At 73.5% G+C, this 12,561-nt stretch carries 9 protein-coding genes; 5 read left to right on the forward strand and 4 right to left on the reverse strand.

The features are described 5' to 3' along the window. The first annotated feature begins 3 nt into the window (after nucleotides 1-3). The 4 genes from ACOJVX_RS14395 to ACOJVX_RS14410 all read left to right on the forward strand — a co-directional run bounded on the left by ACOJVX_RS14395 (nucleotide 4) and on the right by ACOJVX_RS14410 (nucleotide 6,536). Nucleotides 4-597 carry a TetR/AcrR family transcriptional regulator gene (locus tag ACOJVX_RS14395; protein ID WP_418155191.1) on the forward strand — a complete coding sequence of 198 codons (594 nt, stop codon included), beginning with the start codon at nucleotides 4-6 and terminating at the stop codon, nucleotides 595-597. 1,462 nt (nucleotides 598-2,059) lie between these two features. Further along, nucleotides 2,060-3,166, forward strand: a complete 1,107-nt coding sequence (locus tag ACOJVX_RS14400; protein ID WP_418155190.1) for an alpha-hydroxy acid oxidase — start codon at nucleotides 2,060-2,062, stop codon at nucleotides 3,164-3,166. Between the two features lie 50 nt (nucleotides 3,167-3,216). Beyond that, the gene (locus ACOJVX_RS14405) at nucleotides 3,217-4,893 is read left to right on the forward strand and encodes an AfsR/SARP family transcriptional regulator (protein WP_418155189.1); all 1,677 of its coding nucleotides are present in this window, start codon (nucleotides 3,217-3,219) and stop codon (nucleotides 4,891-4,893) included. Nucleotides 4,894-5,339: 446 nt separating this feature from the next. Further along, nucleotides 5,340-6,536, forward strand: a complete 1,197-nt coding sequence (locus ACOJVX_RS14410; protein WP_026420601.1) for a cytochrome P450 — start codon at nucleotides 5,340-5,342, stop codon at nucleotides 6,534-6,536. A gap of 886 nt (nucleotides 6,537-7,422) precedes the next feature. Here the strand turns inward: ACOJVX_RS14410 and ACOJVX_RS14415 are convergent. Continuing rightward, the gene (locus ACOJVX_RS14415) at nucleotides 7,423-8,430 is read right to left on the reverse strand and encodes a 1-aminocyclopropane-1-carboxylate deaminase/D-cysteine desulfhydrase (protein ID WP_245588973.1); all 1,008 of its coding nucleotides are present in this window, start codon (nucleotides 8,428-8,430) and stop codon (nucleotides 7,423-7,425) included. Next, nucleotides 8,427-8,663: an MbtH family protein gene (locus ACOJVX_RS14420; RefSeq protein WP_211237626.1), complete on the reverse strand. Its 237-nt coding sequence runs from the start codon at nucleotides 8,661-8,663 to the stop codon at nucleotides 8,427-8,429. Before ACOJVX_RS14420 ends, ACOJVX_RS14415 begins: the two co-directional genes overlap by 4 nt. A 102-nt stretch (nucleotides 8,664-8,765) precedes the next feature. Between ACOJVX_RS14420 and ACOJVX_RS14425 the strand changes: the two genes are divergently transcribed. Then, nucleotides 8,766-10,007, forward strand: a complete 1,242-nt coding sequence (locus ACOJVX_RS14425; RefSeq protein ID WP_422646836.1) for an MFS transporter — start codon at nucleotides 8,766-8,768, stop codon at nucleotides 10,005-10,007. Nucleotides 10,008-10,040: 33 nt separating this feature from the next. Here the strand turns inward: ACOJVX_RS14425 and ACOJVX_RS14430 are convergent, their stop codons facing one another. Beyond that, the gene (locus ACOJVX_RS14430; RefSeq protein WP_422646837.1) at nucleotides 10,041-11,360 is read right to left on the reverse strand and encodes a PLP-dependent aminotransferase family protein; all 1,320 of its coding nucleotides are present in this window, start codon (nucleotides 11,358-11,360) and stop codon (nucleotides 10,041-10,043) included. 41 nt (nucleotides 11,361-11,401) lie between these two features. Further along, nucleotides 11,402-12,454: a 4-hydroxyphenylpyruvate dioxygenase gene (hppD, locus tag ACOJVX_RS14435; RefSeq protein WP_422646838.1), complete on the reverse strand. Its 1,053-nt coding sequence runs from the start codon at nucleotides 12,452-12,454 to the stop codon at nucleotides 11,402-11,404. Nucleotides 12,455-12,561 lie beyond the last annotated feature (107 nt).

The following is a 12,561-nucleotide window of genomic DNA, read 5'->3' on the forward strand; positions in this document are numbered from 1 at the left end:
AGCGTGCCCCGCCCCAGCGCCCAGTACGAGGCGATGCGGTCCGCGACCCTGGCCAGGGTGCACACCGCCGCCACCGCCCTGTTCACCCGGCACGGGTTCGCGGCCACCAGCGTGCGGGACATCGCCCGCGAGGCCGGCATCAGCACGGGGCTGATCTACCGGCACTACCCGTCCAAGGACGAGCTCTTCGACGCGCTGGTCCGTCAGGCCACCGACGGACTGCGCGACGCGGCCCGGCGGCTGCGGGCGGAGGATCCGCCCGAGCGGGTGCTCACCCGCTTCACCGAGGACTTCCTGTCGGCGGTGGCCCACGAGGAGGGCTTCGCCGAGTTCTCCACGCTGATGAACCACGCGGTGGCGTTGCCGGTGCGCCCTCCCTCGACGGGGAGGCTCATGGAGGAGCACGTCGCGCTGCTCGACGCCCTCGTCGACCTCGTCGAACGGGGGCAGCGCGAAGGCGGGTTCCGCCCCGGCCCGCCGCGCGAACTCGCGGTCGCCTACCTCGCGACGCTCGGTGGTCTCGCGATGATGAAGGTTTCCCTCGGCGCGGAACTGACCGTCGCGAGCTCGACGATCGTCAACTCCCTGGTGTGCTGAGAACGCCGCCGCCGTGGCGCCACCCCATCCCGGCACCCCGGCGAGCGGTCCGGCCCGCGTTCCACGGCGTTCCGGGTACGAGTCGCCCGCGACGACGAGACGGTGGGCGCGCACCCGTTCCCGACAGCGGAGTCGAATGGGCGCGCGACGCCGTCGATCCGGGTGCGGCACACCGCGGCATCGGGTGTGTGATGACATCCTCGGGGTGGGTATCCGTGGGAGCAGGTGGGGCGAGGACTCCGGCGGGCGGGACCGGTTTTCCGGCAGCCGCCGTTTCGGACGCCGAGCCCCGGTACGAATGCGGAATGGAATGCGCATCGGACAAAGGGAAGTCGCCGTTACACCCGGCGGAGAACAGCCCGTGAATGTTCACCCGGGAGCTCCGCCCGTTCACCGACCGGCGGTGCTCCGTGGCGGGCGTGGTATGACAGGGCGCCGCGCCACCTGGCGGACGGGGACTCCGCCTCGGTGCTCGTCCCTGGTCCGCCAACCGGTGCGGCCCGGACGGGAGTGAACGGCGGGACGGGCTCGCGCCGCCCGCTCCCCCGACCGACCGGCCTGAGCGAACGGTCGGAGCCGGCCCGGAGTTCGCCTCGTCCGCCGGCGGCGCCACACACGGACCTGAACCGGACGTCGCGGGCGGACCACCACCCCGCACCCACGCCCCTCGGTGCCCGCCACCGGCACTCCAGGCCCCCCCACCTGCCCCAACCCGGGTACGGCACCGGCATGGCCCACTGACCAGCGGTCAGCGCGACGCCAGGAGGGGCGGTGGCGACGAGACGCCGTTCCGGTCCGGCGGAGCGACCGCACACGCGCGAGGGCGCTCTGCCCACCGGGCGTACGGTGACTGGGACATCGGAACCAGTCGAACCCCCGGAAACACCCGGGAACACTACGACGTTCAGCCCCACGATTCCCGTTCCACGCCGACTGACTTCGCTCGTCGACGACGAACGGCGTCCGGCACGAACTCCCCTTCCGGCCACGTCGGAACACCGGCGGCATTGCGCTTCACCACCGGTTTCGCCGCACTCGACCCACTCCGGTCACACGCCCCCCTGATCTTCACCCGACCCGAAAACGAGTAACGGGACGACCCAGGCCGATCAGCCGGCGCGAAATAAACCCGCGCCTTCCGACCCTTGACAGGTTTTGCCGCCCTGGTTAGCGTTTCAACGGTTTCACCGAATCGCCGCACGAATGCGCCGACCACCAGCTCTTCGTTCGTAGTCAGCCGCACCGACCAACCACATCGGCGCGGGAAGAAACCATGCCCTGAACACACACGCGTTCTCGGGGCGGATGGGGGAATGGTGAGGACACCCATGTCCGACGGACTGGCGACCGACCGTCGTGAACCCGACCCCGACCGGGTCGCTCGTCCGACGGCGGCCGGCGGCCGCCGGGGGGTTCGCGCTCCCGCCGCCGTTCCAGGAGTCCCGCCGAGAAGTTCCCACCCGTGACGGCGCCGCGCCCCCGGGAGGCCGTCGACCTCGCTGACGTGGAACGAGCCGCGGAAGCGCTCCTGGCACCGGAGGTCCGCGACTTCGTCGCCGGCGGCAGCGGCATGGAACGCACGCTCGCGGCCAACCGGGCCGCCCTCGACGCCACCCACGTCGTCCCAAGGGTCCTCACGGGCTTCGGCTCCACCGACACCAGCGCGTCGCTCGTCGGGACGGCGGCCAGGCTGCCGGTCGCGGTGGCCCCGATGGCCTACCAGTGCCTGCTCCACCCGGAGGGGGAACTGGCGGCGGCCCGCGCGGCCGCCGCCCGAGGAGTGCCCTTCACGGTCAGCACCCTGAGCAGCCGAACCGTCGAGGAGCTGGCCGAGACCGGCGCGGCGCTCTGGTTCCAGCTGTACTGGCTGCGGGACCGGGGCCTGGTCGAGGAACTGCTGGACCGCGCGGAGGACGCCGGCTGCCAGGCTCTGGTCATCACCGTCGACGTCCCCGTCATGGGGCGTCGGGCGCGGGACGTGCGCAACGGCTTCGCGCTGCCCAGCTCGGTGCGGGCCGCGCACCTGGACACCGGGCCGACGAGCCACGCGCACGTCGGACGAGCGGGTTCCTCGGCGGTGGCGGACCACACCGCGCTGGCCTTCGACCCGACCCTGGGATGGCGCGACCTGGAGTGGCTGCGCGGCCGCTGCCGTCTTCCCCTCGTGGTCAAGGGAGTCCTGGACCCCAGGGACGCGGCGCGCTGCGCCGACCTGGGCGCGTCCGCCGTGGTGGTGTCCAACCACGGCGGACGGCAGTTCGACGGGGCGCCCCCCACCGCCGTCGCACTGCCCCGGGTGGTCGAGGCGGTCGGGGACGCGGTGGAGGTGCTGGTCGACAGCGGCATCCGCGGCGGGTCGGACGTGGTGCGGGTGCTGGCGCTCGGCGCCCGGGGTGCGCTCCTCGGCAGACCGGTCCTGTGGGGACTCGCCGCCGACGGGCAGCGCGGCGTGACCCGCGTGCTCGACCTGCTGCGGCTGGAGCTGGAGCAGGCCCTGCTCCTCGCCGGGTGCGCCGACCTCGCCGACGCCGGGCGGCTGGCCACGTACGTCCGGTCCGACCCGTCCTGACGACCGCCTCGGTTCCGAACGGCACCGTCGTACTGCGATTCGGAGGCTCGATGTCCACGACGTTGGATTTCCGCATGCTGGGGCCCCTGGAGGTGCACGCGGCAGGTGGTCAGGTCCGGATCGGGGGTCCCCGTCAGCGGATCGTGTTGACGATGCTGCTGCTCAACGCCGGCCGGGTCGTGTCGGTCGACAGCCTGGTGGAGACGGTGTGGGGAGCGAGACCACCGTCGAGCAGCCGCACCCAGGTCGCCATCTGCGTGTCCGCGTTGCGGAAGACGTTCCGCTCGTGCGGGGTGCACGGCACCCTCATCGAGACGGCCGCACCGGGGTACGTCCTGCACCCGGGCGAACACCGCATCGACACCCTGGTGTTCGAGGAGTTGGTGGCCGACGCCAGGGCGCGCGCGGGCGACGCGGCCCAGGCGGTGCGCCGCTACGACGAGGCGTTGGCGCTGCGACGCGGACCCGTGCTGTCCAACGTCGGCGGGGTCGTGCCCGAACAGGCCGCGGCGCAGCTGGAGGAGAGGATCCTCGCCGCCTACGAGGAACAGGCGGAACTCCGACTCGGTCTGGGAGAGCAGGGGGCACTCGTCGCCGGACTCGCCGAGGCGGTCGAACGGCACCCGCTCCGGGACCGCCTGCACGGGCTGCTGATGATGGCGCAGTACCGGTCGGGGCACCGCGTCGCGGCCCTGGAGACCTTCGTCCGGTGGCGGCGGCGGTCGGTCGAGGAGCTGGGCCTGGAACCCAGCGTCGAGCTGCGACGCCTGCACGAACGCATCCTGCGGGACGAGGACGGCGCCCCGGTCGACCGCCCGCCGGCGCAGCTTCCCGCCGCGACACGGGCCTTCGTCGGACGGGACGAGGCCGTGGCCGCGCTGGACCGCCTGGGGAGCAGGGCTGGCCGGGACGGGGTGCCACCGCTCGGGTTGCTGGTGGGCGCCGGTGGGGTGGGCAAGACCGCGCTGGCCGTGTGGTGGGGCGCCCGCAACGCCGAACTGTTCCCCGACGGGCAGCTCTTCGTCGACCTGAGCGGCCACGACGCGCACCGGTCCCCGGCCGACCCGTACACGGCCCTCTCCCACCTCCTCCACTCGCTCGGTGTTCCCCCGGAGCGGGTACCGAGCCGGGAGGAGCGGCCCGCGCTGTTCCGGACCCTGGTCGCCGACCGGCGGATGCTGCTGGTGCTCGACGACGCGCGGAACGCCGCCCAGGTGTGGCCGCTGATGCCGAACAGCGCCACCTGCCACGTGCTGGTGACCTCCCGCGACCCGCTGCGCGAACTGGTCGCCCGGTGCGGGACGGTCCCGCTCTGGCTGGGTGGCCTGCGACGGCACGAGGCCGTCGACCTGGTCAGGGGCATCGTGGGACCGCGACGGGTGTCCCGGGACCCGGACGCCGTCGCCCAGCTCGTCGAACTGTGCGAGCGACTTCCCGGGACGCTGCTGGCCGCCGCGGCGCACCTGGCGGGCCGGCCGCACTGGGACGTGCCCAGGATGGTGCGCGAACTGCGCCACCGGGGCGTGTGGACGGCCGGCGACGGCGGGTGCGCGCGGGACTGCCGGCAGCGCTCGGCCGCTCCCGTTCCCCGTGCGGGTCGCCCACCGCTGCCCGGCGTCGGACGACCCGTGCACTCCGTCGGCGACCCGATGGAGCGGGGCACCCGGACGAGGACCCCCGCCCCGAGCGGAGCCGCGAGCTGGCTCGCCGACGGCGTGGGCCACTGACGGGCGGCCGTCCCCTGTCCGATGAGCACGAGGAACTCGGTTCTGGCGCGCGCATCCGCGATCCCGGCCTGCTGCCCCGCCCCGAGCGGGCGGTGCTCGCACCTCCACACACACAACGGGTCACCGGAGGCGGGGCTCGGTCCCGGGTCGCGTACGGCCCGGCGGGCTCCTCGGCCTCGCGGTTCCCGGCTCCCGAGCGGCGCGGCGGCGGCCGGGCCCGGTGCCCGCCACCCACGGGGGCCGCCTCCGACGGCTCGCGGGCCGTGCGCCGCCGGCTCGTCCGCCCCGAGGAACGGGAACGCGACCCCCGCCGTGCCCCCGCGTCCCGACCGGCCACCACCCCAGCGGTGATCAGGGTCCCCGGCGGGGCTCCCCGACCGCCGGTTCGCCGACCACCACCCGGAGAGGGCCCGACGGCTCCCTCCCCGAACTGACGAGGAGTGCTCGTGACCACAGTTGACACCCATTCCTACCCCTTCGGTGACCCGGTGCGCCTGGACATCCATCCCGGCTACGCGCGGTCGCGCGCGGAGCAGCCGGCGATGCGGGTGCGGTTGCCCTACGGCGACGAGTGCTGGTTGGTGACCCGCTACTCCGACGTCAGGACCGTGCTCTCCGACCCGAGGTTCAGCCGGGCCCGCGCGGCCGGGCGGGAGGACACCCCCCGGGTGACGCCGGAGGCGGCGCCCACGGGCTCGATCCTGAGCATGGACCCACCCGAGCACAGCAGGTTGCGGAAACTGATCGCGCGGGGCTTCACCGCGCGGCGGGTCCGCGAGTTCCGCCCCCGCACCCAGGAGATCGTGGACGGCCTGTTGGACGAGATCGAGCGCACCGGTCCGCCCTCGGACCTGGTCGAGAGCCTGGCGCTCCCCCTGCCGGTGTCGGTCATCTCCCAGATGCTCGGCGTGCCCCCGGAGGAACACCACCGGTTCCGCGACTTCTCGGCGATGGTGCTGTCCACCACGGCCCACACGCGGGAGGAGGTCAGGGCGGCGCGTGCCGGCCTGGAGGAGTACCTGGGCGAACTGGCCGAGCAGCGCAGGCGGGAGCCCGGGGACGACCTGATGAGCGTCCTGGTCGCCGCCCACGAGGACGACCGGCTCACCGAGCAGGAGTTGCGGCAGACCGGCATCACCCTGCTGGTCGGCGGGCACGAGTCCACCGCGAGCCAGTTCGCCAGCTCCGTCTACCTGCTGCTGTCGCGGCCCGAGCAGTGGGCGATGCTCAGGGAACGCCCGGAGCTGGTTCCCTCGGCGGTGGAGGAACTCCTGCGCTACATCCCGCTGGGATCCGGTGGCGCGTTCGCCCGCATCGCCACCGAGGACGTCCAACTGGGCGAGGTCCTGGTCCGCGCGGGCGAGGCGGTGGTGGCCAGCACCAACTCGGCCAACCGGGACGACAGGGTGTTCTCCGACCCCGAGGTCCTGGACCTGACCAGGGAGACCAACCCGCACCTGGCCTTCGGCGGCGGGGTGCACGTCTGCCTCGGCGCTCAGCTGGCGCGGGGAGAGCTCCAGGTCGCGCTGTCGTCGTTGTTGACCCGCTTCCCGGACCTGCGGCTGGTCACCTCCGCCGAGGACGTCCCCTGGAAGGAGGGGACGCTGCTGCGATCGCCCCAGCGGCTCCCGGTGACCTGGTGATCAGCTCCGACTGGTGACCAGCACGTCGGGAACGGTCTTCACCCGTGTTCCCGACGGCTGGTCACCCCGACCGCACGGGTCGGGTCGCGGGCGGCTCCTGTGGTGGAGCTCGTCCGCCCCGCTCGCGCGGCGGTGGGACGCGAACGGTGGGGGCCCGTGGGGCGGGGTTCCCGCCCGGTGTCCGGCGCGCGCGGTTGGCTGGTCATGGCCTCGGCGCGCCCCGGCCACGGTGGATCGACAGCGCCGGGATGCGTGAGGGGACGTGCCGCCGCCGGCCGCCCTGGTGGCCGGCCGGCGACCGAGGCGGGAACCGGTCGGGATGTTCGGCGGCCGGCCTCGGCACGGCGATGGACTTCCGGAGGCCCCGGCCACGAACGCGCGGTCCGGGTCGACCCGGACCGCGCCGGGAGGCCCGTCCAGCCCATCCCGCGCGGCCAGCCTGGCCCCCGTGGGGACCAGGTCGGCGTTCCGTTCGAGGCGCGGCTCGGCGGGTTCCGGTTCGGCACCGCGCGCCTGACCCACTCCCCCGGTCAGGACGCGGCCGGGCCGGCCTGGCCGCCCGGGCCGGCCGCGTGCTACCGGCCGCGCTCCCGCGCCACAGGGCGCGGCCGCCCGTGGTGGACGGCGACCGGGCGGCGGCCAGCCGCCGGCCTCCGGCGACCGGGGACCCGCGCGGGCGGCGGGTGGGGTCCCGCCCCGCCGGCGGCCCGGTGCCGGCGGTGCTGCCCGTGCCGGTGACCGCGCTCGTCGGGGCGGGGGACGTTCCTCGGCGGGCGCGTTCGGCGCGCCGGGAGGGGGTGGGCAGCCCCGGGGTCGGGTTCGGGCGGGCCGCGCCGCCAGGGTGAGGTCGGTGGCCGGCGACCCCCGCGTGCGGCTCCGATGGGGGTCAACGGTCGTGGTGGGCCAGTTCGGGGGGCAGGGGTCGCGACGGCACGTCCAGGGCGGACCGGGTGTTGCCGGTGTGCCAGAACAGGTGGGTCCCCGGTTCGTCGGAGTCGACCTCGGCGAGGAGGCGGGCGAACGCCTTCGCCCCGTAGCACTCGTCGACCTCCACCCCGGCCGCCTCCCGCAGCAGGTCGGCGGCGCGCCCCGCCTGGGCGCCCGGCACCCCGTAGGGCGCGTCGGAGTACCCGTCGACGTGTCGGAGATGCTCGGGTCGCACCTGGTCGCGGGCGACGCCGAGGGCGGCGGCGGCCTCCCGGGCGCGCTCCACCAACCCCGGTCCGGTCACCGACGCGTCCCCCACCACGTCCACGGCCGTGACCTGGAACGACAGGCCGGTGCTCGCCAGTCCGGCGGCGATCCCCGCCGCGGTGAGGGTGGACGCGGCCGGCAGGTACACCCGCAGCGGTTCGGGCAGGGCCAGGGCGCGCGCCTGCTCGCCGAGTTCCCGGCCGGCCAGGGCGTGCGCTCTCCCGGCCACCGGGGCCGCTCCCCCGAAGGGGATGACGAAGGGCCGCGCGCCGCCCGCGCGGAGTTCCTCGACTGCCTCGCGGTGTCGCCGCCGGTCCGGGTGCACCGACACCCCTGGTGGCACCGGTTCCAGTCGTGCCCCGGCGCCCAGCGCCAGCCGCAGGTTCCGGGACACCAGCGGGCCGGGTTCCTGGGGCAGCACCAACGCGGTGACCGGAAGCCCGAGACCGGCCGCGTGCAGGGCCGTCGCGGCGACGTGGTTGGAGCCGGCGGTGCCCGCGGTGAGCACCGCGGTCGCTCCCTCGGCCAACGCGGCCCCCAGGACGAACTCCAGCGCCCTGGTCTTGCAGCCACCGAAGACCGGCGAGTTCTCGTCGTCGCGTTTGAGGTGGATCGGACGGCGGGCCACACCGGTGATCCGCTGGACGCGGGTCGGGGCGGTGATCAGCGGGACACGCGGTGGGCCGGTGGGTCCGGTCAAGCCGGCTCTCCCGTCCCGGCGGTGCCGGTGCCGGCGAGCGCCGCGCGGAGGGCGCGCGGCCGCATGTCCGTCCAGTTCTCGTCGATCCAGGCCAGGCAGTGCCGTTTCGGACCCCGCTGGCCCACGGCACGCCACCCGGCCGGGACCTCCCGTCCGACCGGCCACACGGAATACTGTTCCTCGTCGTTGACGACGACCTCGAACTCGGCGGTGTCCTCGTTTTCTCCCAGCACGCCACTACCTCCGCGCAGACGTTTTTCCCGGCATCCTAACGACGCGTCTTTTCGTTTCGTTATCATTGTCAACATTGTTTTCCGGTGGATATCCTGCCGGCCGTGGTGATTTCCCGGAGCGCGGAACGGTTCGGATTCCCTCGGCTGCGGGGACTGGGTCGGCTCGCGGGCTCGGCGGGGGTGGAAAGCCTCGGCAGTGGCATGTTCCTGCCCTTCACCATTCCGTACTTCCTGGCCGTCACCGACCTCGGCCTGGTCGCCATCGGTACCGCGCTGTCGATCGCCGCGCTCGCGGGGGTTCCGGCCGGGGTGTTGAGCGGTCCGCTGGTGGACCGGTTCGGCGCGCCGGCCGTGATCGTGGGCTGCAACCTGCTGCGCTGCCTCGGTTTCGTGTCCTACCTGTGGGTGGAGACGCCGTGGCAGCTGGTGCTGGCGGCGGCGTTGATCTACTGGGCCGACGGCGCCTGGTTGCCCGCCCAGGGAACCCTGGTGGTGTCCCTGGTGGGGATCGAACAGCAGCCGAGGTGGTTCGGGCTGATCCGGTCGGCCCGCAACGCCTCGCTGGGTGTGGGGGCGATGATCGCCGCGGCGGTCGTCGGGTTCGGTGACATCGGGTACCACGCGCTGGCGGTGACCAACGCGGTCATCTACCTGTTCGTGGCCCTGCTCATCGGGACCTGGCCCAAGGCCCACGCCCTGGCGGGTCGGCGCGCGGCGGTGGCGCGGCCCCGGGCGACCGGCGGGTACCTGCGGGTGCTGCGGGACCGCCCGTTCACGCTGTTGGTGGTGGCCAACGCGTTCTTCGTGGTCGCCGTGTACGCGATCATCCTGTTGGTGCCCGCCTTCGTGGGGGTGACGATGCCGGCCCACGCGTGGCTGCCGGGAGCGTTGTACACCGTCAACACGGTGCTGGTGGTCGTGGCCCAGCCGCCGGTGGTCCGGTGGACCGAGAAGCGGGCCGAGACGGGCGTGCTCCGGTTGGCCTCGGTGCTGTGGGCGGTGTCCTTCCTCGTGCTGGGGGCGTCGGCCCTGCTGCCGCCACCGGCGGCCCTGGTCATGCTGTTCCTCGGGATCGTGGTGTTCACCTCGGCGGAGCTGCTCTTCGCGCCGACGAGTTCCGCGTTCGCGGCGCGCCTGGCGCCGGAGGAGATGCGGGGCCGCTACCTCGGGGTGCACCAGATGTCCTGGGGTGTGGCGATGGTGGTGGCGCCGGTGCTGTTCACCAGCCTGTTGGCGCGGGGGCCGGTGTGGCCCTGGCCGGTGCTCGTCGCCTGCTGCGCGGTGGCGTGGCTGGCGGTGGGCGGGGCGCGTTCCCACGGGACGCGCCGGGAGTCGGCGGCGTGAGCGGGTACCGCCGCCGACCCCGGGTGCGCCCGGTCAGCGACCGCCTCCCTCACGGGCCGCCTCCGCGTGTTCGGTGAGGAACGCGGCCAGGCGGTCCAGCCCGTCCTCGATCCGCTCGGGGGTCAGCAGGCTCACCGACAGCCGCAGGTGCGGCAACGGCCTGCCGTCCCCGTAGAAGTGGTGCATCGGTGTCCACAGCACGCGGTGTTCGCGCGCGGACCGCTCCAGCAGGGCGTCGTCCACCGGGAACGGCACGGTCACGACGATGAAGAAGCCCCCGCTGGGCCGGTTCCAGCTCACCCCCAGCTCCGCCGCCCGGGGAAGCCGGGCGGCGAGACCGTCGAGCACCAGGTCCCGGTTGCGGCGGTACACCTCGATCTCCCGGGTGTTGGCCTTCACGAGGCTGAGGCCGTGGTCGAGGAGCAGTCCGCCGATCACCGCCTGGGCGACCGGCGGGGTGTTGACGGTGACCATGCTCTTGAGCCTGGACAGCTGGTCGGCCAACGGGACGGTGCGCCCGCCGCCGACGTCGACCGGCTGGTCGGCGACGGCGTAGCCCACGCGGGCGCCGGGGAACCCGGTCTTGGCGTAGGAACCCAACGAGATCACCCGGTTCCCGCCGAGCGCCCGCAGCGTGGGCGGTCGTTCGTCTGCCGACCCGAACAGGCGGTAGGGGTTGTCCTCCAGGACCAGCAGGTCCTCCCGTTCGGCGGTGCGGATCAGTTCCCGCCGCGTCGCGAGGTCCAGGCAGGCCCCGGACGGGTTCGCGAAGTCGGGGACCACGTAGAGGCCGCGCGGCCGCAGCCCCTCCCGGCGCGCCCGCCGGACCACCGCCACCAGGTCGTCGAGATCGACCCCGGCCTCGCCGTCCCGCACCGGCAGCACCGGCATCTCCACCAGCCTCGCCGCGCCCGTGATGCCCACGTACACCGGTGACACGGCCAGCAGCACGTCCCGGTGGTCGGCGCGTAGCGCGCGCAGGGCGAGCAGCATCGCCTCCTGGGCCCCGACGGTGACCACCACCGCCTCGGGGTCGACGCGCACCCCCTCGTCCTCGGCGAGGTTGCGGGCGATCAACTCGTGGATGACGCCCTTGGTGCGGCCGTACTGGAACAGCGTCCGCCGGGCGCCCGCGTCGTCCATGCCCCGGTCCTCGACGAGGTACCGGTGGAAGGTGCGCAGGTGGTGGTGCAGGTCGTCGACGTCGAAGAACTCCTCGTAGGGCCGACCGGGGGCGAAGGACACGGCCTCCGGGTACCGGTTGGCGACCTCGTTGAGGAACTCCATGGCGGCCAGCACCGGGTCGGCCAGCGAACCGTGCAGGTCCGCCAGGCGCAGCGGTTCCATCAGCATCCCCTTCCGGGGGCGGGCGCGGGGGGAGGGCGGCGGGGTGCTCAGCGCGGTTGCCTGCTCAGTTCGGCCTCGACGGCCGCGTACAGGGCCTTGATGTTGCCGGAACCGAACGTCCGCGCGCCCGCCCGTTCGATCACCTCCATGAAGAAGGTGCCCCGCGGGTGGGTGGACCGGGTGAAGATCTGGTACAGCTTCCCGCCCTGGTCCTCGTCGACGAGGATGTGCAGTTCACCGAGTTCGGCCACCGGGTACCTGGTCAGTGCGATGCGGTCGGTCAACGCCTCGTAGTAGGCGGCCGGTGTGGTGAGGAACTCGACACCCCGGTCGCGGAGCTGGCGGATCGAGTCGGTGATGTGGTCGGTGACGAAGGCGATGTGCTGCACGCCCGAACCGCCGTGCCGTTTGAGGAAGTCGTCGATCTGCCCGGGGTTCCGGGAGGTGTCGGGTTCGATGATGGTGAGGGTCACCGTTTTGGAGGTGCTCTGCACCACCTGGGAGTTCATCGACTGCGCGCCGACGACGATCTGCTCCTCGAAGGTCATGCGGAAGTCCAGGACGTCCTCGTAGAACCGGACGGTCGCGGCCAGCTGCCCGGGTTCGACGCACACCGCGAAGTGGTCCAGCGCGTACACCCCCGTCTTGGCGGGTGCCGGGTCCGCGCCGCCCGCCGCGGCCGCGGCGCTCCCTCGTGGCACGAAGGTGTGCGTGACGTCGCCGAAACCCATGATGGTGGCGACGACGCGGCCGCCGTCCTCGCTGGGGGCGGACACCGGCCGAGCTCCCCGGCGGACCGCCTCGTCGTAGGCGGCGCGGACGTCACGGACCCCGAGCGCGATGTCGGCGACCCCGTCGCCGTGGGCCCTGACGTAGGCGGCGGCCGGGTGGTCCTCGGTGACGGCCTCGGTGAAGACGAGGCTGATGTCACCGCCGCCGCCGACCACCACCGACCGGGCGGAGGTGTCCTCGGACGCGTCGAGCACCGCCAACCCGTACCGGTCGACGAGTTCCGCGGCGGCCTGGTGCGCGTCGCCGACATGGAACACCACGTGGTCGAGGGACATGTCCTCGAAGGCGCCTTCTCGTTCTGTCGCCATTGCCATCCTCCAGCGGGAGACCCGTGCGTGTGCGTCCGCTTTTTGTATCCCTCTCCCTTATCGATCGGTTTTCCCCGGAGAACGGATCCGATAAGGATCCGATAAAC

It is taken from the genome of Actinoalloteichus caeruleus (assembly GCF_049311605.1).
Taxonomy (GTDB): domain Bacteria; phylum Actinomycetota; class Actinomycetes; order Mycobacteriales; family Pseudonocardiaceae; genus Actinoalloteichus_B; species Actinoalloteichus_B caeruleus.